Raw genomic sequence first — 24,847 nt, 5'->3', positions numbered from 1 at the left:
GGTCACCTTCTGGAGGAATGACTATGACGAACAAGCGAACGGCCCTGGTGACGGGAGCGAACAAGGGTATTGGACTGGAAATCGCGCGAGGGCTCGGCAGGCTCGACTACACCGTCTGGCTGGGCAGCCGCGACCAACGGCGTGGCGAAGCGGCGGCAGACATGCTGCGTGACGAAGGTCTCGACATCCGCTTGCTGACGATCGATGTCGCCGACGACGTCAGCGTCGGAGCGGCTGCCGAAGCGCTGGCGGGCGCGACGGAGAAGCTCGACGTGCTCGTCAACAATTCCGGCATATCGACGGGCTGGGTTGCGCCGAGCGACGACCGGATCTCGGATGTGCGGGCGATCTACGATGTGAACGTGTTTGGCGCGATCCGGGCGACACAGGCCTTTTTGCCTCTGCTGAAAGTCTCTGCCGCCCCGCGGATTGTCATGATGTCCAGCAGCCTGGGCTCACTGGCGTGGGCGTCGGCCTTCGACGCGCCGATGGCGCACGAGGCGAACCTGCTCGGCTATAACAGCTCGAAATCCGCTCTGAACGCCGTGACGGTGGCGTTCGCCAAGGAACTGGCGCCGCTCGGCTTCAAAGTTAATGCCGCCTGTCCCGGCTACACGGCAACCGATCTTAATCAACACACCGGCCCTCGCACCGCGGAGCAGGGTGCCGCCATCGCTGTCCGCCTTGCCTCGCTGGCCGACGACGGCCCGACCGGCGGGTTCTACGATGATGCAGGCGTGGTCGCCTGGTAGCCACCGCCCACGCGGGCGCTTGTTCGTGCGAATGAACAAGCGTCCGCTTTTGGTTGACGCTCGGCACCGCTCAAATGACGGTTTCTGGGTCTGCGTGGCCGCGGAGCTGCCCGTCAGCTTGCGACCCATCCCCGGCCGTTCGCTACATCGGCGTGGCATCCCGAGACCGGCCGTTCCGGCAACTCGCAGCAGTCCCTTTTCTCCATGTCCGATGGGCCATTTCGGAAAAATGTAACCGGGAACAGGTTTTGGGAAAACGGCCCAACCCGGAGGCAGCGGAAGACCAATCCTGCCGTACTGTCCCGCTGGGCCTTTCAATTCGGGAAAAGCCGGGTTGGGTGCGAGCGTGGCTCCCAGCCTTCGGTATCGATTGCCGGGAGCGTATTGGTCGCTAGTATTAAGCCATGCACCGCTGCCTCATTCTCGCGCTTATGCCGCTGCTGATCGCAGGGATCTCGCCGGGAAGTGCGCAGCGCAAGCCTGATCCTTTGATAGCAAAGTATGCAGACACGAGCCGCGCTGCCAGGCTTTCAGATGGTCGCCGCATCAACATGGTCTGCATGGGGCGAGGCAAGCCAACAGTGATTCTGAATGCAGGTGCCGCTGACTGGGGTGTGGTCTGGGGAAGGATTCAAGGTAAGATCGCTCAGCAAACGCAAGTATGCACTTGGGACCGGGCGGGATTCGGTTTCAGCACTGCAAGTTCGGCACCGCAGTCGGTAGATGAAACTACCCACGACTTGGAAAGGTCGTTGCGAGCGAACAAGATGCAGGGTCCGTTCGTGCTCGTAGGTCATTCGATAGGAGCGTATGAGGCACTGATTTTTGCTGATCGAAACGAATCAGCTGTCGCGGGCATTGTGCTCGTCGATCCGAGCATACCCGACCAATCAGCACGCCTTGCTCGCGTCGCACCAGAAACCACGCGAACGAACGATAGCTCATTGGCATCGTTTATCTCGCAGCGCCGTGCGTGCGCTGACATGCTCGATCGCCGCCCGACTGATGCGCCAGCTTGCACGCAATACGGTGGAGAAATGCCGTCTTCGGTTTCGAGCGCACTTGCTCGGCTGGATCGTAGCGCCGCCCGAATGCGAACGACGGCATCGCTGCTCGACAATATTACGAATGACACCAGACTCGTCGTCAACCAAGGGAGACAATACGGCTCCACGCCCCTAATTATCTTGAGCGCCAGCAACAGCTTCGTTGCGCCAGAAGGCGCGTCTGCCGCGACGCGCATGGAAGTCAGTCGGGAGCAGCATGAATTGGCCAAGGGACATTTTGAACTTGCTGCCCTATCCCGTCGAGGAGAACGCCGCTTGGTAGGCGACGCAGGTCATTACCTCCAATTAGAGCATCCTGACATTGTAACCGCTGCTGTGATGGAAGTTGTCGCCCAAGCACGCAAACAGACCAATCGATGAGAGAGGAGGCGTAGTAATTGTCATGCAACAAGCGGACGCGCCTCCCCCGCCGAAACCTGCATCGTATGTCCAGACTGCCGAGCCATCAACACACCCGCTGAACATCCTCGCATCGCCACGCGGGCATTGCGCGCCAAACTCAGACGGCGAAATTGTCGTTTGTGGACACCGAGACTCAGAAGAGTTTCGATTGCGGCCCCTGCCTCCACTGCCCCCCTCAGCTGGGCTTCTATCTCGCCCTTTGCGCATCCAGATTGCTCCCGGCGTGTCTGTCGGATTTCAACGGGGAGGTGGCTTCGGCGTGAAGGCGGAGTTTGGTCCCGGCAAAAAAACTGGTGAGCCAGAGCCAGAATAGTCCGGTCCCGCATTCTCAATTCTCGGGTGGCTTGAGTTCTGGAAAGCCATGAGCGTTCCCAATTCTCGATCGTTATTGGGAACGCCCACCTGACATACTGCAGGTGGGCGCCTCCATATTGTTGAAGGCAGGGCCGCCGTCCAATCAGGTCGCAGCGTTCCGGTAGGGTTCAAGGAAGGCGGTCAGTAGCGCAATCAGCTTGCTCGGTGCTTCTTCGGGCACGAAATGTCCGCAGGCTTCGATAACCGTGCACCGCACATCGTCGGCAACGCTGCGCAGTTGGTCTTCGACGGCGCCTGCACACGCCAATTCCCCCGCAAAGCCGAGAACGGGCATCGTCAATCGCTGTTTCATGCGGGCTCGGTTCGCTGGAATGTCGGCGTCGATTGCCCGGTAATAATCAAAACTGGCGGTGAGGGTGCGGCGGTCCCGCCTGATGAGATCGATGTAGAACGCCCGCACGTCGGCCGGGATCGGGTTGGGCACGGTAATTTTGGTGAACTGGTAGTCGAAGAAGATTTCTTCGCGGCCGACGACCAGTTCCTCGGTAACGCTCCGCACACGACAGAAGTTATTGTGCCATAGAAAGTCGTTGAGCGGACGCTCGTCAGGGATCAGCGGGGGGGATACGGCGACGCCCGGGATAATGGCTTCGCCCAGCGCAATCCGCTCGATCCGCTCCGGCTGGTCTGCCGCCATCGCATAACCGATCCACATGCCGCAGTCGTGACCTACCATTGCGAACCGTTCGTGGCCAAGCGCCGTCATCAGCCCGAACAGATCGCGACCGATCGTGCCTTTGTCGTAGCCACCGGTGGGTTTGTCCGAAATGCCGAGGCCGCGCGGATCGGGCACTACCAGCGTGAAGTATTGGGCCAGCGGGAGCATCACGTCACGCCAGATGTACCAGTTCTGTGGCCAACCTCCGAGCAGCAGCAGCGGAGGCCCCTTCCCCCCAACAACGGTATGTAGGTCGATCTCGCCGGTGGGTATCCGATAGCTTTCGAAAACCTCGGTAAACCCATCCGGCAGCACCGGTACACCATGAACGGAGCCGAAATCGTCGGTGGTCGGGAAGGGCAGTACTGACATGCGAAAGCGGTCCTTGTCTTTAGCGATCACTAAAGCATATGCCATTGCGATCTCCCGTCAAGTCGTGTTTAGTGATCGCTATGGATAAGCCTCGGCAGCGCCGTTCATCCGGCCCACGCACGTTCGATCGCGATCAAGCTGTCGATACGGCGATGCGTCTCTTCCGCCGCCACGGCTATGAGGGCGTCTCGATCGCAGATCTGACCAGTGCCATCGGCATAGCCCCTCCCAGCCTGTACGCGGCGTTCGGCAGCAAGGCGGGCCTCTACCGGGAGGCACTTGATCGCTACACGGCGCTTCCCGGGGCTCTGAATGGCATGGCGGGCACGGAGACGCTGGAACAGGCGGTATCAGGCTTGCTGGACGCGGCGATCAAGGCGGTGGTCGCGGACGAACGCGGTTGCATGATATCGACCGGCTTGGTCGAAGGAGCGCCCGCGCAGCAGGAACTTGCTCGCGAGTTACGCGAGCGCCGCTCCAAGCTTCGCAGTCGTATCGCGGACCATCTTAGTCGCTGGGTGGATCATGAAGAAGCCGGCCGGCTAGCTGCCTACCTATTGGCGGTCCAACAAGGCATCGCCGTTCAAGCGCGCGACGGCGCGGGCGAGGACGAACTGCTGGACATCAGGGACGAAGTGATGGTCGGCGTTAAGGCTATGCAGGCACGGGCACCGGCCTGAGTACGGAGGCAGGTTCCCAAAACTCATCCCATTCGGAACGATCAGGGCAGGCGTCAGGCGTTTTTCAACAGCCCCGAACGGTTATGACACCCCGTATCGGCGGCTTTCGACCGTTCAATCCTGAAAGCTGACTGGCAGGAAAGTCCCCAGTCCCAGCCATTGGCGGCGTCCGTCAGGGCTCGTCAAAGCGGTCCGTCCTCTCACATGAACGAGTGGCAGGTATCGGGCAGCGGGAGAGCGCGCGTGATCGACCGGCTTTGGGTCCTTGCTGCTTCGCCGACAGCTGCAGAACCGCGCGCCTGTTGCCACTTCGCCTTAGGACGATCACGCTCGATGCTGCCGGGAAGAACGTGCCGAACAAAGTGCTACATCGGGCCGAAGACGATGACTGTCGTGCTCGCGATAGAGCAGTGGGCGGCTTTCGCGTCAGAAGATTTATAGTCCAGCTGCAGCACCGATGACGAGAAGCAGCTAATGCTATCTATCAGATGGTCGCGAGCTTGGCGAACAAGTCCGCAAACGTAAGGCGTGTGTCGATGCTGCGGTATACGCGCATGGGGCGGGTTCCAAGTCGCGGCGTGTAGCTACCATCCTCGTTCAGCACAGGCGTGGGGCGGATGACATAGTCGCTCGAGGAGGCGTCGGGCTCGAACGACGAGAGCAAAGCGGTCAGCGTGACGAGCGGACTGTCCCCCAGGATATAGGTCTCGCCCAACCGGTCGTCTTGGCTCAGGCGGACGCGGTCGAGCGCGTCGAGCAGGAACGCCCCTGTCGCCCCCGCTGGCCGCAGCGCCGCGCGCAGTTCCGCCATCGACACGAGCATCTGGCGATAGACGTTGCGCGGCACCTGCCAGATCTCGACCGCGCTCTCGTTGAACAGCGTACGTGCGGCGGCAACGTCGATCGTTATGTTATACTCGGCGTCGAGACGCGATGGCACGCCCGTGACGAGATCGGGCCACTCGCGCCCGCCGATCCACACGAGGCGGATGCGGGGGCCGATCGCCGGGTCGGCCCGCACCGCCGCGGCCAATTCGGTCAGGCCCGCGCCGGCCGCATAGACCAGAGGTACCTTGGTATCGGTTCGCCGTGCCTCGGCGAGGATCCGGTCGGTGATCGCGGTGGCCATGGGTGTTGCGCCCCGCGGAGAAGCGGCGTTGCGTCCTGCGAACACCGGTGGATGATGTCCGGCTCCGATCGTCGCGACCAGGGCGCGTGCGCGCGCCGCGGCATTGTCGGCTTGCGTCGCGGAGCCATCGAGGAAGTCGCCGACATGGATGTGCGAGCCGATCACGAACGGAATCATGATGGATGGCGACAAGAGGTGATGCGCGAGCTGAAAGAGCCCGTCCGGGTCTCCGGAAAAGTCGTTGTCGATGATGACGCGCGCTCGCGGCACCGTAGATGCCGAGGCAGCGGCCGAGCGGCGCTCCGGCGCGGTCACCGCCGTCAGCAAGAGCGTACCGATCCCGGTCAGCACATGCCGTCGATCCGGCTCCACAAACGTCATCAACTATCTCCCGGAGTCCAAGAGACGTCGACTTGGCTTCCGCTGCTCGTGATCGCGGTCACGTATAGGGGCGCATCTTGGCCGGTACAGTCCGGACGTCGAGTCGCGCGGGCCGGATTTGGCCATCCGTCGACGCCTCGACGACGATGGTGCCGCGCGTGCCATTGGATTGCACGATAGCCTGAGCGAGGCCATTGAACAGCGCCTGGTCAGCCAGCTTGCCGGTATTGTGCGAGTTCGGGTCGCCATTTCCGGTCCCGAGCAATCTGCCCGCGCCGCTCACCTGAAAGGTGATCCTGTTCTGTGCCACGTCGATATGCCGGCCGCGATCGTCCAGGCATTCGGCGGTGATGACGCTGATGTCCTCGCCATCGGCGCTGATGCTGCCGCGGTCGCAGGTCAATCGGAGGGATCGCGCGGGTCCGGTCGTGACGCGCCGCTCGACCAGGATGGTTTTGCCGTTTCGACGCCCACGTGCCTCGATCATACCGGGTTCGTAACGTACGCTCCAGGCGACGTGACCGAGATGCGGCACCCTTTTCATGCCCATGCTCTTGCCATTCAAATACAATTCGACCTCATCGAGGTTCGAATACACCCAGACCGGTATCTGCTCCCCCTCCTTGTCCGGCCAAGTCCAGTGCGGGAACAGGTGCAGCGCCGGGGTCGCACACCACCATGCCTTGTAATAGTGGAAATAGTCCTTGGGAAAGCCGCACAGATCGACCACGCCGAAGTTCGAGCTGACCGACGGCCAGCCGAAGGGCGAGGGCTCACCGCGATAATCGAACCCGGTCCAGGCGAAGCCGCCCGCTGCCCAATCCCGCGTCGCGTAGAATCCCCACCAATGTTCCGGCGACTTGTCCCAGGGCTCTTTGCCGTCAAAATTGCTGACGAGGTTCCGATCCTTGTCGAAGGCATAGGCGCCACGGGTTGCGACGTCGCTCGCATCCTCGGTGGCGATCACCGGCCTGTCGGGATGCCGGATGTGAAAGACGTCCGGAAATTCACGATGATAGTTGAACCCGACGACATCGACCGCATGGGAGGGGCCGGTTTCATTGTCCGCGTTGACCGCTGCGGTCACCATGCGGGTTGGATCGAGCTCGTGACACCTGGTCACCATCGTTTGTGCAAGCTGCGCGCCGATCGCCGCTGATTTGCCCTGCAGCGTGTTCTCCTCGTTGCCGATCGACCACAGGATCACGGACGGCGAATTGCGGTAGCGGCGCACCATGGTTTCGAGTTGCGCGAGCCCCTCCTGCGACGAGCTCATCCACCGGGCTTCGGGCACGAGCATCAGCCCCATGTGATCGCAGGCTTCGACCAGTTCGGGAGTCGGCATGTTATGCGTTGACCTGATCGCATTGCACCCCATCCGCTGCATGACCTCGAGCCGGAAGGCCTGCAATCGGTCGGGCAAGGCGACGCCGACCCCGGCATGGTCCTGATGGTTGCACATCCCCTGGATCTTGAGCGGGCGATCGTTGAGGAAGAACCCCTTGTCGGCCGTGAAGAGCGTCTTGCGAACGCCGAACGTCACGACTTCGTCGTCGAGGATTGCTGCCTCGTCCTCCACCCTTACTGTCGCGGTATAGAGGGATGGTTGCCCGGGCGCCCACAGGGCCGGGTCGCCGATCATGGCGCTTGCCCCGAAAAGCCGTTTTTGACCCGGCTCGACGTTTCGAACCGGAGTTGAGACCGTCGTCACGGTCGAGCCCGATCCGTCGCGGATGATCCACCGCAGCCGCACCGCCACCGACTCCCGGCCATCATTTGCGACGGCTGCCGACAGCGCCACCTCGGCCGTGTTCCCGGCAAGCGTCGCGCGGACGACACTGTCCCAGCGGGTCAGGTGAACCGCGTTAGTCTTTAGCAACCAGACGTGGCGGTAGATGCCGGCACCCTCGTAGAACCAGCCGTCGCCGTAACTGGCATCAACCCGCACCGCGATCGCATTGGTCGCCCCGTATCGGAGAAAGTCGGTCAGGTCGAAGCGGAACGACGTGTAACCGTCCCCGTGACGACCAATGAAGCAACCGTTGACGAACACGGTCGCGTCCCGGAACGCACCGTCGAACTCGACCCAGATTCGCCGACCACGGTCCTGCTCCGGTATTTCAAATTCGCGTCGATACCATCCGACGCTAGTCTCGGGATACCGCCGTCCGAGCGGCTTGAAGCCGTGCGAGCGTAGATGATTGTCACCGCTGCCCTGCTCGTCGCGGACGAAGGGCAATTCGACCGCCCAGTCATGCGGCAGATCGAGCGACCGCCAGCCCTTCACGTCATAGCCGACCTGAGCGAAGTCGAAGTCGCCGGTCTTTGAGAAGCTGGCCTGCCCAAACCCGAAACCGAAGTCGCGGGCAGGATCGGAGCCGTGACCTAGCGCGAAGCGCCAGCCGTTATCGAAGAGCAGTTGCTCTCTCTTCGTCGGCAACGGAACCATCGGGGCGGCGGTATGGGGAACCGCGGCGGTGGACGCATGCGCACTTGGGACAACCGTGGCCCCGGCGGCGAGCGCGCAGATCGTCATGACGCGTCGTCGCGACAGATCTTGTGCGTGCGGGATCGCGGCGTGGAGCGGATCGGGCGCGCGATCAGGCAAGGGTGATCGCCACAACGCTCGCATGGCGCGACGGCAGCACGGCGGGAAGGTCGATCTCCAGTCCCAGCGCGGTCTGGCTATGGCGAACCGCCCCCTGGTGACCCAGCAGGCGAACCTTGCGGATGCGCGGCGCCTTCTCACCAGATCCAATGCCCAGCGACGCGACGACGATACGCCCCTTCGGCTCGGTCAATGTGATGGCATAGAGCGTCTTGCCGCGTGTGGTGAAACGGATGTCGCCGTCGACGTAATCCGCCTTTTCGGAGAAGGCGCCATCGCTTCCCTGCGTCGGCCCTTCGCCGAACCGCGTCCACGGACGCGTCCCATGAATTGCCTCGCCATTCACCTTCATCCAAGCGGCAAGGTCGTCGAGCAACTGTTCCGACTGCGGGGGCAGGCTGCCGTCGCCGAGCAGAACGACGTTGAGCAGCAGATTGCCATTCTTGCTGACCACATCTGCAAGCGTCGAAATGACCTGCGCCGCCGATTTGTAGGTGTCGTCCTGCTTGTAGAACCAGTCGCCGTTCGAAGTGTCGGTCTGCCATGGCTTGGGATTGATGCCGGTCAGCGCCCCGCGCTCGACATCCTGCGTCGACCAGGCGTCGCTGAATTCGCCCGAGCCTAGGTTCTTGCAGGTGTAGACCACATCGACCGTGCCGCGCTTCGTCCCGGTGTTGTAGAAGTGCGCCAGCATTTGCCGGCCGGTGTCGCCGAAAGGCAGTCCGCCATCGGAATAGATGAGGTCGGGCTTATAGCTGTCGATCAGATCGCGGATGCGCTTGAGCCATTCCGCCTGATAGGCCTTGTTCGTGGTGTACCATGAAGCCGGGGTGTTGACGAACGGTTCGTCGCGATTGTCGTGATAGAGATCGGCGTAGCGCGGATCGGCACCGTCGTAGCTGACCCCCAGCTTAGGCCAGAACTGGTCGTATAGGTGGTTAGGATACCACCAAGTATAGCTTGCCCCAAGATGCTCCGATACGCCGAAGCGCAAGCCTCTTCGTTTTGCCGCCGCCTGCAATTCGCCGACGATGTCGCGCTTCGGCCCCATCAGCGTTGAGTTCCAACGGTGATGACGCGATCGCCACAGGTCGAAGTTGTCATGGTGCACGCCCATCGACACGATGTAGCGCGCTCCGGCGGCACGATAGCGCTCCACCAGCGCCTCCGGATCGAAGTTTTCCGCTTTCCACAAGGGGATGATGTCCTTGTAGCCCTTTTCTGAGGGGTGGCCGTAAGTCTTGACGTGATGATCGTAATGCGGGTGACCGGGCGTGTACATGAAGCGTGCATACCAGTCGCCCTGGCCGGGCACGGCCTGCGGGCCCCAATGGACCCAGACGCCGAACTTCGCATCGCGGAACCATGCCGGGGTCTCGTAGGCACTTAACGACGTGGTCGTGGCGTCATAGGGACCCGGTGCGATCTGCGGCATGATCTGCCCGGCCGCGCGGACGGGCCCCGCCGTCGCCACCGTCGCGCTTATCGCGCCCCCGAGCAACTCGCGCTTGCTGATCTTCATCCTCGTCATACTACCTTGCCTCTTCGAAATCATATGGTCCGGCTTCGTGCGAATGCCTTGCTCGCACAGTCGAAGTTCTACCGACCAGCGGCGACGGACTGATGCATGCGACATGCCGGCGGCATCGTTTGCTGCATCAAGCCAAAGTCTCGTTTTGCCTTCGGAACCACAGGCAGATCGGCAATCGTTCGAGCTGCGTCTGACAGCGTGATGGCCGAGCCAGCCGACGTGCGGGCAGTCCGATCACCCGGTTCAACTCGCGGTACGGATTGCCCTCATCATCAACGCAGTCCTCCCGTTCATGTTTTTATGCGAGAGCTTGTTTTCATATTTGCCTTTTTCCGCGCCCGCAAGGTCTGCCTGCCAAGAGGCTGCGCATCAACCTCGCGGCATTCGTCTGACATTATATACGAATATGCGTTTTCACATGTGAAGATTCGTGATACGCCCCTTTGTAACGATCCGTGTCTTGCGGGCATAAAGGAGAGGGCGATGAGGGGTAACAAGCGCATCTTGATGGTCAGTTCGGCGATCGCGATCGCGGCCGCGCTGGCTGCGACGTCCGTCGCGGCCCAGGCGACGCACGATGCGGCGCAGGCCGGGCCGACGCAGCCGGCGGATGCTGCCGTCCCGCAGGAAGACGCGGCCGGAGGAGGCGGAGACATTGTCGTCACGGGCTTGCGGCAGAGCCTTGCGAGCGCTCAAGCGGTGAAGCGCAACGCAGAACAGATCGTTGACTCCATCACGGCCCAGGACATCGGCCGTTTCCCGGATGCGAACGTCGCCGAATCGCTGCAGCGCATTTCGGGTATCCAGATCCAGCGCAACCTTGGTGAAGGCAGTGTGGTTGCGATCCGGGGACTTAGCGATGTCCGCACCGAACTGAACGGACACGACATCTTCACCGCCAATGGCGGCGTGGGCTTGGCGTTCGATGAGATCGGGCCTGACCTTCTTTCTCGCCTGGATGTCTACAAAAACCCCTCGGCGGAGATGATCGAAGGGTCGCTTGGCGGCACGATCGACCTGCGCACACGCAAGCCGTTCGATTCGGCCGGACAGGTCCTCTCGGCGACCGTGTCGGGGACACGGTACGATCTTGCAAAGAAAAATGGCTGGGGCGTGTCCGGCCTGTACAGCAATCGCTGGGAGACGGGAATTGGTGAGGTCGGTCTTCTGGTCAATGCGTCTGCACAGCGCTCCTACTTTCGACAGGATCTCGATCAGGTCGAACCTTATTACTGGCACGGTCCCAACAATACTGCACCGGACGGATCGTCCACACGTCCCGGCCTCGTGCCCGGCTTCGAAACGCAGGATGTCCAGGTGCAGAAAGGCGGCGGCTTCAACGTCGCTCAGGGTGATCGTCGCCGCGCGAGCGAATCGGTGGTGCTACAGTGGCGTCCGGCGAGCAACATCGAGGCCTATGCGCAGGTACTGAATACCAACTACAAATTCCGCGATACCGGCGTTGCGTATTTCTCGTCCGATGAAAATGCTGTCCCGACTGGATCCTTCACCGTCGACAACGGTGTCGCCACCTCAGGCTCGTTGCGCGGTCCTGGCGGATTGTCGGTGACCTATGGCTCCAATCGCAAGACACGGACGACGGATTTCACCACCGGGGTCAAGTGGGATGTCAGCGACCGCCTGCATCTGGTCCTCGATTACCAGCATATCGACGCCAAGGTGGATCAAGATTCGCTCAACCTCTACCTCACGCCGTATACCGCCAACAACGGTGTGGCGGGGGTATTCACCGGCGACTACAATTACACCTTTGATAACCGCGGATCATTTCCGACCCAATTTGCCACAGATCCGATTACGGGTCAGCGTTCGGACTTCTTCGCCAACCCCGCCAACTATGGGTTCACCGCGGTTCAGCCTGATCGCGTCCGTAACACCGCGATCGGCAACAGCCCGCGCGCTGATCTGACGTGGGACTTCGACGACGGCAGCTTCCTCAAGTCGATCAGTGCTGGCGTCCGGTACAGCGGCAAGCGCGCCGTCAATCGCGATACGAACGTCAACAACTGGACCACGATCGGCGGAACCTGCGCCAATTATTCTACAGCGGCGAATTGCTACACGGCAGCGGCGCATCCTGAATTCGTAGAGAACAACCCCGGGCAGGCCACGCTGCTGCGCGGTGCCGGCGCAAACAGCGTGTTTGGACCGATCCTGCAGTGGAACCTTTACGACGCCCTCCATCCTGACAGCGCCTTTGCACATATCAACCAGATCAGCGGGCAGACGATCACCTTCGGCGATCTTGATAATCCCGCGCAGTCGACGACGAGCCGCGTGTCGGAGGATGATTACTCGGGCTATATGCGTGCTGCGTTCAAGACCGATATCGGCGCGATGGGTTTCGACGGCAATGTCGGACTGCGGTACGTCCGCACCAGCCAGAGTGGCCAGGGCTTCCAGGTGCTCAGCTATCGCACCGCAGGTGGCGCAACGCCGACGTCGACCTCGATCGTCGAGCCCTTCGACGGTTCGCGCAAATATGATGCCTGGTTGCCAAGTGTAAACTTGCGGCTCAAGGTGACACCGGCGTTGCAGGCCCGTTTTGCGTTCTCCAAGAACATCTTCCGTCCCACCTTCACGCAGTTGAACCCCAGCTTCAGTCTGTCTCCAAATTATACGGGGACGGGGGCGACCCCGACGACTGTCAACGGGGGAGCTTATGATGCCGTCACCAATCCCTACGCCGGTAACGGCAGCGTATCGGGCAACCCGAACCTGAAGCCGGAGCGGGTGACGTCCTACGATGGCGCGCTCGAATGGTATTTCTCGGAAACCGGCTATGTGTTTTTCACCGGCTTCCAGAAAGATCTTCGCGACCTGATCGACGTCCGCCCGTTCGCGCGGACGGAGACGATCCCGAACGTCGGCGTGGTCCAGTTCAACGTCGGTGCCGTCACCAACGTCCCGCGCGGCCGAGTGCGCGGTTTCGAGGTCGGCGGGCAGAAGTTCTTCGACTTCCTGCCGGGGCCATTGTCCGGGCTCGGCGTGCAGGCGAACTATACGTTCGCGGACAGCAACGCGGGAACGGTCGCAGTCGGCTCGATCGGATCGACCACGCAAACGAGCGTGCCGCTGATCAACCTTTCACGTAACAGCTACAACCTTATCGGTCTCTACTCAAAGTACGGCATCGATGCCCGGCTCGCCTACAACTGGCGCAGCAAGTATCTCGACTCGGTATCCGAAACGGGCGCTCAGACGCTGCCGATCTATTTTAAATCCTACGGGACGCTCGACGCCTCGATCAGCTACGATCTGAACAGGGCGATCTCGGTCACCCTGGATGGTCAGAACCTGACGGACTCGGTCAATTACAGCTACCAGGGGCAATCCCAGTATCTTCGGAACTATCAGATCAACGACCGCCGTATCTCGCTGCGATTGCGCTTTCTGCTGCGGTGATCCCTCGACAAGCTTCCCCTCTGGGCGGCCCCGTGCGCTTCGCACGAGGCCGCCCTTTTTTTGACCCGTCAGCTATAGATTTGCGCCGCAAAGCGAATTTGGAGGCTAGATGAACCACAAGACTGTGCGGCGTGTCGTTATCGTCGGGGGCGGTACCGCGGGGTGGATGGCCGCTGCCGTGTTGAGCCGGAACATCTCGCGCGAGCGCCTCGCCGTCACGGTGGTGCAATCGTCGGAGATCGGCACCGTTGGTGTCGGCGAGGCGACGATACCGCCGATCCTCCAGATGAACGCGCAACTCGGCCTCGACGAGGACGTACTGATCCGCGCGACACAGGGTACCTACAAGCTCGGCATCGAGTTTCGCGATTGGGGCCAGCTTGGCGATCGCTATTTTCACCCCTTCGGCAGTTTCGGCGCCGATCTGGCAGGCGTTCCGTTTCACCAGCACTGGCTGCGCCTGCGCGAGGGGCCGCTGGCAGACTATTCGCTGCCGACCCAGGCGGCCTATGCAGGGCGCTTTGCCCGCCCCAGCGATGATCCGCGAAGCGTGCTCTCGAAAATGTCATACGCCTTGCACTTCGACGCTGCGCTCTACGCCGACCTGTTGCGCACGCTCGCCTTGGCGCAAGGCTGCCAGAACATCGAGGGGCGGGTGGTCGATGTCCAACTTGCCGCGGAGGACGGCTTCGTCGAGCATCTCGCCCTCGACGACGCTCGCATCATCGAGGGCGATCTATTCATCGATTGCAGCGGTTTCCGAGGTCTCTTGATCGAGGAGGCACTCGCGACCGGGTATCACGACTGGTCGTCATGGCTGCCGATGGATCGCGCGCTGGCCGTGCCGTCGAAGGCGGTCGCACCACCCGTGCCGTACACACGGTCGACTGCAGGGGCAGGCGGATGGCGGTGGCGCATTCCGCTTCAGCACCGGGTCGGCAACGGCCACGTCTACTGCAGCGCGTTCGTCGATGACGATGCCGCAGCGCGGGCGCTGCTGGAGGGGCTCGACAGTCCCGCCTTGGGAGACCCGCGTCCACTGCGCTTTACGACGGGCCGGCGGCGGCTAAGCTGGCATCGCAACGTCGTGGCTCTCGGCCTTGCGTCGGGCTTCATCGAACCTCTGGAATCAACCAGCATCCATCTGATCCAGCGCGGGATCGCCACGTTGATGTCGCTGTTTCCCGCCAACGGCTTCGTTCCTGCGGAAGTCGACCTCTACAACGAGCTGATGCGACGGGAAACGGAGGCGGTGCGCGACTTCGTCATCCTCCACTACAAACAGACGCAGCGCGACGACACGCCGTTCTGGCGCGAGATGCGCGACGTGGTCGTGCCGGACAGCCTCGCGCAGCGCATGGAAATCTTCGCGAACCTCGGCCGCGTAATACTGGAACCGGGGGAGCTGTTTCGCGAAGCGAGTTGGGTGGCGGTGATGCTGGGGCAAGGACTGCAGCCACGCCAATACGATCCTGCGGCAGACCTGTTGCCGGCGGAGGAAGTCCGGGCATCGCTGCGCCGCATGCGCGACCTGATGCATCGGGGGGTCCAAGCAATGCCGACGCACGCAGCCTTCCTGTCAGGCGCACGTGCCGCCTGAGCGGGGAAGCCGTCAGAAGGTGACGATCGCCTTGAGAACTTCATCGGCCTCGGCGATCAGCTGCGGCAGCCGTTCGGGAACCTCGCCGGCAAACAGCGCGTGCGTCTTCAACCGGTCGGTCGGCAGATCGCCCGCACGCATGGCGGCGATGACGCGCTTGAAGTCGATGGTCAGGGCGTTGCGGCTGGCGATCAGTGTCGTCTCGCGCTTGTGAAATTCAGGATCAGGAAACACCAGATCATCTTTGACGACGCTCACCAGGACGTAAGTGCCTCCATGCGCGACATAGGCAAGGCCGTCGCGCATGGCCTCGATGTTGCCGGTCGCATCAAATACGGCGTCGAAGAAGTCGCCGCTGGTCAGATCGCGCAATCGGTCATCGGCGGCTTCGTCTGCAACGACCACCCGGTCGAAGCCGAAGGCCGTGCGCGCATATTGGAGACGGGCAGGGCGGGTGTCCGCCACCACAACCTCGGCGCCGTCGAGCCGGGCAAACAGCGAGACCGCGATGCCGATCGGCCCGGCGCCGCGCACCAGCACACGGTCGCCTCGGCGCAATGCGCTGCGCGCGACGGCATGCGCCCCGACGGCGAGAAATTCGATCATTGCGGCCTCGTCGAAGGTAAGGCCCGAAGCGTCGATCAGAGCTGTTTCCGGAATGACGAGCCATTCCGACATGCCCCCATCGGTATGGACGCCAAGCACGGCGACGTTGGCGCAGCAATTGGGCTTGCTGCGCCGGCATGCGATACAGGTGCCGCAGGCGAGATAGGGATTCACTGTTACGATCTGTCCGGGGCTGAAGCCGGATCCCTCCCGCACCTGGGCAATCTCGCCGGCAAGTTCATGCCCCATGACGCGCGGGTAGCTGAGGAAAGGCTGACGTCCAGCGTATATGTGATAGTCGGTGCCGCACAGGCCGACCCGCCGTATGCGCACAAGCGCCTCACCCGCGCGGGGAGTCGGCATCGCCCGCTCCACGCACGAAAGAGCGTGCGGCTCGTCACACACAATAGTCAGCACCATAGCATCCTTGATCAGATCATTTTCCACATCTGAAAGAATGTTCTCTTGGATGCAAGAGATATGCGAATGTCGGCAGTGCTCGCTTTATGCGTGGCGTAGGTGCGTGACGAAGTTTTGAAGATTATGCGTGCTCTGCGGTTAGTTGGAGCGGTGGCCGAGCGTCGTGGAGATCGCCGTGACGGCCTCCTTGAGAAGCTCGCGTGTCGCAGCGAGCTCGATCGTCTGCGATCCGCCGATTTGACCGAGGAACGGAATCGTAAGCGCCGCTGCTACGAAACCGTCGCGGCCGAATATCGGAAAGCTGATATCAGTGACGCCGCCCGTGATCGCGCTCTTGCGCTGTTCATATCCGCGCTTCCGCACCGCTGCTAGGCGCACCACATTTGGCGCATATTGGCCGATCGAATGCAGCAGGTGTGAGCGTTCGTCGTCTGAAGCGAAGGCGAGCAGCACCTGTCCGGAGCAACTCGTCGTCAGATTGACCTCTGCACCAAGCCTCAGTGAGAAGCCACGCGTGCCCGGGTTCTGCTCGCGGTGGATGACGAGACCTTTTTCGCCGTTCACCACCACCAGGTGGCATGACTGGCCGGCCTCGCCCGCCAACTGCCTCATGAACGGGCGGGCGGCCGCCACGACGTCATGTGCCGGCGTGGCATGAAAGGCCAGGTCCAGCAACTTGAAGGACACGGAATAGCGATCGTCGGCGCTAGATCTCTGGAGATAGCCCATCTTCTCCAGCACCACGACGATACGGAACAGCTCGCCTACCGACCGGTCAAGCAGCACCGCCATTTCGGTGACCAGCGCACCGCCCGGTTGGCGGCGCAGCATCTCCAAAACTTCAAACGCCTTCTCAACAGCAGGCGCGGCGTAGGACGCCTTTGAACCGTCGCGCATGCGCCCTCCCAAAGCTTCGCGAGGCGCGCATTGCGACGCCCCTTTTGCAGTGTCAAACCCCGTTGCTGCCAATCGTCATCGCATCAAAGCAACTCCATAGGGTTCCAGTTCGACGGCACCGGTTGCGGTTCGCCCGGTGAGTGCGTCAGTCTGGTTACCGCTTATTGCGACCTTCACACTTTTGGCAGTGGTGTTCACGTACAGCGTCCGTCCGTCTACGGTTCGCGCCGATACACCCTCGGGTGTCACCGGCCCGGGCGTAAGCCCGACCGACGCGTAGAGTGAACGAATCAACGGCTGAATCAATTCCGGCTGTGCTGCCGTGGCAAGGTAGATGGCGCGTCCCTTGCCATAGCGATTGACGGTGATCGCAGGAGACCGTTCGCCTGTGTTGGTGAACCGGGCCAGCACCTGCGCGGTCGAGGGTTCAAGCACCTCGTAATAAGGATCGCTGCCCGTCAGCGTCTGGGTGCCGAACTGGACCGTCAACGGCTTGTCGGCGCGATAGAATGCATTGGTGCGCAGGCCGAACACATCGGTCAGTCCGCCAGGCAGGGGCGTATCGAACCACTTGCCCGTCACATCGACCTTTGCGGAGTATCCGGTCATAACGACTGTGCCGCCGTTCTTGATGTAAGCACGGATCGCATCTGAGGTCGGCTGATCGACCAGATAGGCGGTCGGCATGACGATCAGCTTGTACGCGTCTAGACGATCATGCGCGACGTCGATCGTCGCTGCATCGATGTTGTCCCGGAAGAACGGAAAATAGGCGTTGCCGACCTGCTTGCGATAATCGGCCTTGTAGTACTCCTGCATAGTGTTGGGGCCGGGCGGCGGATTGACCAGCCAGTTGGTCTGATACGAATAGGCGACCGCCACGTCCGGCTGGCCCGTTCGCGGAAAACCCAGCGTCTTCAGCTTCTTCATCTCAGAGGCGATGCGCGCGAACTCGCCCACCTTCCAAGACGGGCGATCATCATGATCGACCAACCCGAACAGTGCCTGCTCCTCGCCGCCGAGGTGCGAATTGAACGTCCAGGCGAGGAATGCCTGGGAATAGTAGAGCAGGCCGAAATACGCCCACATCCGTGAGCGGCCTGGCGTGCCGTAGTAGCCGCCACCGCCGGCGGTAAACTCGTTGAACCAAACCGGCGTCGTGTGGCCGGCGCGGTTGAACATCACGTCGACCGCCGCATCGGCGGGGTTGCCGGGATAGAAGCCGAGCGCGCCGTAGGTCGAAATCTCGTCCCAAGACCGCAAGTAGTCGAATCCCTTCTGGCTCGCATAAGGCCAGAGGTTGGACAGGACCGGCAGGTTGGGGGCACGTTCCTTGCGTACGGCCTCCAGATCCTTGAGCGCGCCCAACGTATCGTCCGACCAATAGCGCCGCAGGTCTAGATAGCGCTCGTTGGGGCCCGGCCCCCGCTCATAGGGAAGATCGACTTCGGACCAGTCGTTGATGTGCCGTGACCAGCGTTGCGTCGCCCACGCCTTATTGAGCGCCTCGATCGTGCCGTAGCGCTGCTGCAGCCAGGCGACGAAACGACCGCGATCAGCGGCGGAATAGGACATGCGGCCGTTACCGATCTCATTGTCGTATCCGATTGCGATCACTGCCGGATGCTTGGCGTAGCGCTGCAGCATCCGGTCAGCCAAACGTTTTGCCAGGCGCCGGTAATCGGGATCACTGATGTTGTCCCAGTACCGGGTGGCGGCGTTCAGTCGGGTGCCGTTCTGATCGACAAGATCCACGCCGGGATAATGTTTGTGCAGCCAGGTCGGTGCAGGTTCGCCGGGGATGTCGAGCACGACGCGGATGCCCGCCGCCTGCATCTGGTCGAGGATCGCGTCGAACCATTCGAAGCTGAAATGGCCTTCCTGTGGTTCGAACGCGTCCCACGACAGGTCGCCCATTCGCACCACGTTGAAGCCGGCCTGCTTCATCACCGCGATGTCTTGTCGGATCTGTGCCGTCGAACGATCGACCGGCTGATAGTTTGTGCCGAGGAACAGATCGCCCTTCCCAGGCCATTGCGGATGCCCCTGGGCACTCTGCGCCCGTGACGATGTCGCCATCGATCCCGCCGCCCCGAGGCATATCGCAACCGAAAGCGCCGCCTTTGTCAGCTTACGACCCTTCAACATCTTGCAATCCCCTCGTTGGCGTCTTGCCGGACGCATGCCCGGCACGCGTTATCGGGCGTCCGAAAATCTGTGCGCCTATGCAAACATGTTATCATCAGCGCAAGGGCATCATTTGGCCGATCGTCACCGAAGCGGATGTGGCGTTCACCATCGCTGCGTTGGAGTTTCGTGAGAATGCGAGCCTGCGAGTCAAAAGGTGATTCGACTGCCTGAGCCTTTTGCAGACCGTAAGCACCCGGCGCGTCACGCCAGCGCTGTCCGTTGCGCTCGACGCACAGGTTGCAGCTGAGGACCCGGCGATCAGCAAGCCGAGTCTTGCCGTGTCTTTGCGGAAAACGGCTGAAGACGCTCCATCTGTTCGTGCGTCGACCAGGAATCGGTTGCTCATACCAATTTCCGTAGGGAGCTAAAAACGGATCGCAACGGCCAGATCAGTTCGTCCAGCCTACGAGATATTTCATTAGTGCGAACGCTATGCTATAAGTGAGAATTGGGTATGCGTGAGAAGGATCGGTGATGAGTTCTAGGTGGAACAAGTTCTCGCCTGAGTGTCGCGACCGTGCGGTGCGGCTGGTCGACGAGCATCGGAGGGACTATCCGTCCCAAAGGGTTGCGATGACCTCCATTGCGGAAAGCGTCGGCTGCACGACCGAGACGTTGCGCCGATGGTGCCGGGACAAGGCAAGCCGGCGAGTGGGGCGCGCGGCCTACGTTGCCGATGACCGGGAGCACCCCAAGTCGCTGGAGCAGGAGTTGAAGGAGCTGCTGCGGGCCAACGAAATTCTGCGCAAGGCATTCGCGTCTGTCGCGATGGCGCAGCACGATCGTCATGGAAGATGATGTTCGTCAACGCCCATTGAGAGGTTCTGGGCATAGAGCCGGTCTGCCGTAAACTGGCCATCGCCCCCGTCCGGCTCTGTCAGATCGAATGCACCTGCTGGTAATCACGGCAGGGTAGGACGCTAGGATGCCCCGCCCGCGGAAGCCAGACAACACGTTCGCTACTTCAACTCGTCGCCTGACGTGATCCGGCGGGTGGTGTTGATGTATTGGCGCTTTCCGCTGTCGTTTGCGGAACGTCGAGGACCACGTCCTTGGTGCTGATGCACGACCGACGACGGAGGTGAACGAACGGCAGGTATTGGCAAGCGCGCAGGGCGCCCGGAATGTCGCCTTCTAGGTCAACAGGTCCCCAGTCGGGAAAGCCGGCCCAAGCAGAAACCTGTTCACTCCTCAAGGGCTGAGCGACAAAGTAGAGCCTCGGCTGCCGTGTTGGCGACGGCAAGCAGTCTTGGCTCGTCCCATCCCTCTCGCGCTGCAGCCGATAGGCCGAGCATTGTCGTAGCAACGTAATCTGCGACACGTCCGGGAGCTTTAATTCCCGCATCGTCCAGAAATTCCGCCACCCTGCTGCGGTTTTCTCCCGCGATTTGTTTGGCTGCGATGCCCCAATCCGTTGTGCCCGCTTTTGCGTGTTCAAGGATCAGGCAACCACGCCGCTGCGGACTAGTGGTATAAGCGTGCGCCGCAGCTCGCAGCATGTCGCCAAGCGCCGCCATCGGCGCTGCACCCGGCATCAGGAAGCGGTCCAGCGGCACCACGGTGGCCGAGTAGAGCCTTAGGCTCTCTTTGAAGAATGCGGCCTTGCTGCCGAACGCTGCATAGAAGCTCGGCGGAGTAATCCCGATCGCCTCGGTCAGCGCCGCCACGCTGACGTTTTCATAGCCATGCTCGTGAAACAGGTGCTGCCCGGCTTCGACCGCAGCTTCAAGCGCGAATCCCCGGGGCCGCCCCCGTGGCCGCTTATTTTCGTTAATGGTCATTACACAACCCGCTTGCCTGTGTCAGTCATATTTGTATAGCGCCCATTCATAGAAATGCCCATGCCTCAGGTTCGTCACGGCGCAGAGGTGGTATCAACGATGCACAAGGACAGTTATGCCTCCATCCTCCAACAAACGCCGCGTTGAAGCGAGCGTAGCTCCACGCTCCAAACTCCCGACCGCGGCCCTTGCTGGTCTCGCCGCCAGTGGCTTTCTGTGCATCGTGACCGAAACACTTCCTGCTGGCCTACTCCCGCAGATCGCATCCGGCTTGCAGATCTCCGAGGCGATCGCGGGACAACTCGTTGCCGTCTATGCGCTGGGGTCCTTGCTGGCAGCGATCCCGCTCACGAGCCTGACCCAGGGGCTTCGAAGAAGACCGGTACTACTTACCACCATCATCTGCTTCGTTGTCAGCAACACGCTGACCGCTTGGGCCGGATCGATCACGGTCGTGCTGGTCGCGCGGTTCGTCGCCGGGTGCGCGGCGGGTCTCGCCTGGGGAATCCTTGCGGGTTACGCGCGCAGCATCGTGCGTGCCGATCAGACCGGCCCGGCAATGGCCCTCGCCATGGTCGGCGTGCCGCTGGCGCTGTCACTGGGTGTTCCCATAGGCACCTTCCTGGGCGGTTTGGTTGGGTGGCGCGGATCGTTCCTGATCCTCTCGGCACTGAGTGTCGTGCTGATCGGCTGGATTATCTTCAAGGTGCCCGATGCCCCCGGGCGGACGGGTGACAATCGTCCTTCTCTGCGCCGCGTCGTCGCGACACCGGGTATCATACCGATCCTGCTCGTCATCCTTGCCTGGATGACGGGCCACAACATCCTCTACACCTACATCGCGCCGTTCGCGACCGCTGCTTCCGTGCGGGTCGATCTCGTCCTGCTAGCGTTCGGCATCAGCTCGCTCGTCGGCATCTGGATCGTCGGGCGATTAGTCGATCGGATGCTGCGCATGCTGGTATTGCTCGCGATCGGATCGTTTGCCGCCGTCGCTGTTTTCCTGTCGCTCATCGGCGGGCAGGGCCTTGCCGTCTTTGCAGCAGCCGTTGTCTGGGGTCTTGGCTTCGGTGGTGCCGGGGCGATGATGCAGACGGCGTCGGCGGACGCAGCCGGCGATGGCGTTGATCTGGCGCAGGCGATGGTGACAACGGCTTGGAACCTGGCGATTGCGGCCGGTGGGTCGCTTGGCGGGGTGCTCCTCACGACGGGAGGGACCACGCTGCTGCCGCCCGCTGTCGCCGCGCTGGCCGTGGCCGCCTTCCTCATCGCACTGGCCGCACGCCGCTTCGCCTTCCCACCCGGTCATCGAACACCGTTGACCACAGACCCGACGATAAGCTCAACATCCCATCCTTTTTTGAGAAAGGCCGCAGCGCCTGACGACGTCCGCTAACGCCATCTGCTTTTCCTAAAAGCGGAGCGGCCGCTTCCCAGCAGATCACGACGTTCGTTAGTGGATGTCCAGGGTGGCAAGCTGGTCGTTCGCGACGATGAACGAGCGTCCGAAGTTGGGGAGCGGGAAGGGCAGGCTGAATGTCCACTTGTGTGAAGGAAATCGGGCACCGGCAGGTGTACGATTTCCTCCAAAGCAGGAAGCCGCGGGCTACGGGCGGTGGTCTATGGGGAAAGCGGTTTTCGTGTGGTTGGCCGACGGGCGCGGCGGGTGGCGAGATGCGCTCCGACGTGCCGGAAGGGGGCAATCGAGCGCGGCGTCAGAGATGGATGTCGGCGTGAACTGCGGATCATGGCAAGTGCCAGTGCGACTGGCGACACCGTCGGCGCGAACGGCATTCTTGCCGGAAGCGCAGGTGCTGCGCGGCGGGATATATTCGGGCCATGCCGGGTCATGGCGGGGTGGTCCCGGTCGGGTTGATACCCGGCGGTGGGGCGCGTGGCTGTCGCCAGCGTTCGAAGGTTTCGATGACGAGCATGCGCCCGCCACAGCACGGGCATGGCGGACGGGTGTCTTCCGGCTCCACGGCCGGTGCCTCGACGGCGGCTGGCGCAACGCCGAGCAGTTCGCGGGCACATTCGAGATGCGCCTTGCGGGTGGCGCCGGCGAGCAGGCCGTAGTGGCGGATGCGGTGGAAGCCCTTGGGCAGCACGTTGAGCAGGAACCGGCGGATGAACTCATCGGCGGCAAGGGTCATGACCTGCTGGCGGTCGGCACCGTCAGCCCGGTAGTTCTTGTAACGGAAGGTGACGCCGGTCTGGTCGAAGCGGATGAGCCGGCTGTTCGAGATGGCCACGCGGTGCGTGTAGCGCGACAGATAGGCAAGCACCGTCTCCGGTCCGGCGAACGGCGGTTTGGCATAGACCACCCAGCGCTTCTTCCGGACCGGGGCCAGATGCCGCAGGAACGCGCGCCGGTCGGCAAGGTGCGCGAGGCTGCCGTAGAACGCAAGCCGTCCCATATCGTGGAGTGCAGTCAGCCGAGTGAGGAACAGGCGTCGGAACAGCTTTCCCAGCACGCGCACCGGCAGCAGGAACGCCGGGCGTGACAAGATCCAGCGGCTGCCGTCCGGCGATAGTCCGCCGCCCGGGACAATCATGTGGATGTGCGGGTGGTGGGTCATCGCCGAGCCCCATGTATGAAGCACCGCGGTGATGCCGATACGGGCGCCAAGGTGCTTCGGGTCCGCAGCGATGGTCGTCATCGTTTCTGACGCCGCCTGGAACAGCAGTCCATACACCGCCGCCTTGTTCTGGAGCGCGATGTCGGCGACCTCGGCCGGGAGCGTGAAGACGACGTGAAAATAGCCGACCGGCAGTAGGTCGGCCTCGCGTTCGGCAAGCCACGTGCGCGCGGCCGCGCCCTGGCACCGCGGGCAGTGCCGGTTGCGGCAGGAGTTATACGCGACCCGCCAGTGCCCGCAGTCGGTGCAGGCCTCGACATGCCCACCCATGACGGCGGTCCGGCAAGTCTCTATCGCTGACATGACCTTGAGCTGGTCGAGGCTCAGATGCCCGGCACGGGCGGCCCGATACGCAGGACCGGCGGTGCGGAAGATGTCGGCGACCTCGAGCGAGGCGCGCACTTGGGCGTCACCCGGCCGGCGTCCTGCCCTCCATCAGCGCCATCAACCGGTCGAGCGGGCCGGTGACCGCCCGGATCGTCCGGGTGGCGACCTTGGTGTACAGCGCGGTGGTCTCCAGCTTGCTATGCCCGAGCAGCACCTGGATGACGCGGATATCGACATCCTGCTCGAGCAGGTGGGTAGCGAAACTGTGCCGCAGCGTGTGCGGACTGACGCGCTTGCGGATGCCTGCCGCCTCGGCCGCCTCGCAGACGGCGCGGTGCAACTGCCTGGTCGAGATCGGGTCGGTGTAGCTGCGGCCGGGGAACAGCCAGCCGTGCGGCAGCAGGACGCTGCGCCGCTTGCCCTCGCGCCACCACAGCCTGAGCAACTCGAGCAGCTGCGGCGACAGCATGGCGTTGCGGTCCTTGCGTCCTTTGCCCTCCTCGATGCGGATGAGCATGCGCTTGCTGTCGATGTCGTCGGCCTTGAGGTGCGCGACCTCGGACACGCGCAGGCCGACACCATATGCCACGCCGAGCGCGGCCCGGTACTTGATGCCCGGTGCCGCCTCGAGCAACCGTCCGACCTCATCGACACTCAGCACGTCGGGCAGCTTCCGGGGACGAGGGGCCAGCACCAGCTTGCGCGACAGGTCGGGCCGGTCGAGCGTCACCCCGAACAGGAAGCGCAGCGCCGATACTGTCGCGTTGATCGTGGACTCGCTGACGCCGTGTTCGCGCTGGTACAACTGAAAGCGCCGCACGTCCTCGGCGGTCGCTGTATCCGGCGAACGCTTGAGAAAGGCCGCGAAGGCGCGAACATGGCGGACATAGTCGTGCTGGGTCCGCGACCGCATCGCGCGCATCGCCATGTCGTCGAGCATCCGCTGGCGCAGCGGGGTGACGGCCGATCCGATGGGTAGGGTAGCCATGGGGAGTTCCTCTCGTTG

The 24,847-nt window shown here is 62.4% G+C and carries 16 protein-coding genes and 1 pseudogene; 7 read left to right on the top strand and 10 right to left on the bottom strand.

All coding sequences use genetic code 11. The annotated features are described in order from the left end of the window. The first annotated feature begins 23 nt into the window (after positions 1-23). Positions 24-752, top strand: coding sequence for an SDR family oxidoreductase (locus tag ACLBWH_RS15565; RefSeq protein WP_447799775.1), 729 nt, complete (start codon positions 24-26; stop codon positions 750-752). Between the two features lie 431 nt (positions 753-1,183). Next, complete coding sequence (locus tag ACLBWH_RS15560) at positions 1,184-2,179, top strand: alpha/beta fold hydrolase (RefSeq protein WP_447799774.1); 996 nt, start codon at positions 1,184-1,186, stop codon at positions 2,177-2,179. Positions 2,180-2,678: 499 nt separating this feature from the next. Here ACLBWH_RS15560 and ACLBWH_RS15555 read toward each other — a convergent pair whose 3' ends face one another. Further along, positions 2,679-3,671, bottom strand: a complete 993-nt coding sequence (locus ACLBWH_RS15555) for an alpha/beta fold hydrolase (RefSeq protein WP_447799773.1) — start codon at positions 3,669-3,671, stop codon at positions 2,679-2,681. Between the two features lie 35 nt (positions 3,672-3,706). Between ACLBWH_RS15555 and ACLBWH_RS15550 the strand changes: the two genes are divergently transcribed. Further along, entirely contained in the window at positions 3,707-4,306 is a 600-nt protein-coding gene (locus ACLBWH_RS15550) for a TetR/AcrR family transcriptional regulator (RefSeq protein ID WP_447799772.1), read from the top strand. 484 nt (positions 4,307-4,790) lie between these two features. Here ACLBWH_RS15550 and ACLBWH_RS15545 read toward each other — a convergent pair whose 3' ends face one another. From ACLBWH_RS15545 to ACLBWH_RS15535, 3 genes are all read right to left on the bottom strand, one after another. Then, positions 4,791-5,816 (bottom strand): nucleoside hydrolase, encoded by a 1,026-nt coding sequence (locus ACLBWH_RS15545; protein WP_447799771.1) that lies wholly within the window; start codon positions 5,814-5,816, stop codon positions 4,791-4,793. Positions 5,817-5,874: 58 nt separating this feature from the next. Beyond that, a complete protein-coding gene (galA, locus tag ACLBWH_RS15540; RefSeq protein ID WP_447799770.1) occupies positions 5,875-8,352 on the bottom strand; it encodes a beta-galactosidase GalA in 2,478 nt (825 codons plus the stop codon). Positions 8,353-8,416: 64 nt separating this feature from the next. Further along, positions 8,417-9,946 (bottom strand): alpha-L-fucosidase, encoded by a 1,530-nt coding sequence (locus ACLBWH_RS15535; RefSeq protein ID WP_447799769.1) that lies wholly within the window; start codon positions 9,944-9,946, stop codon positions 8,417-8,419. A gap of 492 nt (positions 9,947-10,438) precedes the next feature. On the opposite strand from ACLBWH_RS15535, the gene ACLBWH_RS15530 reads away from it, so the two are divergent. Together ACLBWH_RS15530 and ACLBWH_RS15525 are read left to right on the top strand one after the other, a co-directional pair. Then, on the top strand, positions 10,439-13,381 hold the full coding sequence (locus tag ACLBWH_RS15530) for a TonB-dependent receptor (protein ID WP_447799768.1): 2,943 nt from the start codon (positions 10,439-10,441) through the stop codon (positions 13,379-13,381). 109 nt (positions 13,382-13,490) lie between these two features. Next, complete coding sequence (locus ACLBWH_RS15525; RefSeq protein WP_447799767.1) at positions 13,491-14,981, top strand: tryptophan halogenase family protein; 1,491 nt, start codon at positions 13,491-13,493, stop codon at positions 14,979-14,981. Positions 14,982-14,993: 12 nt separating this feature from the next. Here the strand turns inward: ACLBWH_RS15525 and ACLBWH_RS15520 are convergent, their stop codons facing one another. The 3 genes from ACLBWH_RS15520 to ACLBWH_RS15510 form a co-directional block, all read right to left on the bottom strand. Beyond that, positions 14,994-16,034, bottom strand: a complete 1,041-nt coding sequence (locus ACLBWH_RS15520; protein ID WP_447799766.1) for a zinc-binding alcohol dehydrogenase family protein — start codon at positions 16,032-16,034, stop codon at positions 14,994-14,996. Between the two features lie 111 nt (positions 16,035-16,145). Next, positions 16,146-16,904: an IclR family transcriptional regulator gene (locus ACLBWH_RS15515; protein ID WP_447799765.1), complete on the bottom strand. Its 759-nt coding sequence runs from the start codon at positions 16,902-16,904 to the stop codon at positions 16,146-16,148. Between the two features lie 75 nt (positions 16,905-16,979). Then, positions 16,980-19,052 carry a beta-galactosidase gene (locus ACLBWH_RS15510; RefSeq protein WP_447799764.1) on the bottom strand — a complete coding sequence of 691 codons (2,073 nt, stop codon included), beginning with the start codon at positions 19,050-19,052 and terminating at the stop codon, positions 16,980-16,982. A 516-nt stretch (positions 19,053-19,568) separates the two neighbouring features. Here ACLBWH_RS15510 and ACLBWH_RS15505 point away from each other — a divergent pair. Next, positions 19,569-19,909 (top strand): annotated as a pseudogene (locus ACLBWH_RS15505) (transposase); the annotation flags it as partial. A 369-nt stretch (positions 19,910-20,278) separates the two neighbouring features. Here the strand turns inward: ACLBWH_RS15505 and ACLBWH_RS15500 are convergent. Continuing rightward, positions 20,279-20,875 carry a TetR/AcrR family transcriptional regulator gene (locus ACLBWH_RS15500; RefSeq protein ID WP_447799763.1) on the bottom strand — a complete coding sequence of 199 codons (597 nt, stop codon included), beginning with the start codon at positions 20,873-20,875 and terminating at the stop codon, positions 20,279-20,281. A 115-nt stretch (positions 20,876-20,990) separates the two neighbouring features. On the opposite strand from ACLBWH_RS15500, the gene ACLBWH_RS15495 reads away from it, so the two are divergent. Then, positions 20,991-22,271 (top strand): MFS transporter, encoded by a 1,281-nt coding sequence (locus tag ACLBWH_RS15495; RefSeq protein ID WP_447799762.1) that lies wholly within the window; start codon positions 20,991-20,993, stop codon positions 22,269-22,271. Positions 22,272-22,722: 451 nt separating this feature from the next. On the opposite strand, the gene ACLBWH_RS15490 is transcribed toward ACLBWH_RS15495, so the two are convergent. Together ACLBWH_RS15490 and ACLBWH_RS15485 are read right to left on the bottom strand one after the other, a co-directional pair. Next, a complete protein-coding gene (locus ACLBWH_RS15490; RefSeq protein WP_447799761.1) occupies positions 22,723-23,916 on the bottom strand; it encodes an IS91 family transposase in 1,194 nt (397 codons plus the stop codon). A 7-nt stretch (positions 23,917-23,923) separates the two neighbouring features. After that, positions 23,924-24,829: a tyrosine-type recombinase/integrase gene (locus ACLBWH_RS15485; protein ID WP_447799760.1), complete on the bottom strand. Its 906-nt coding sequence runs from the start codon at positions 24,827-24,829 to the stop codon at positions 23,924-23,926. Positions 24,830-24,847 lie beyond the last annotated feature (18 nt).

The sequence above is a fragment of the Sphingomonas sp. M6A6_1c genome (genome assembly GCF_053345135.1).
Note: the sequence above shows the minus strand (reverse complement) of the source record. Positions and strands in the feature narration are given on the sequence as shown.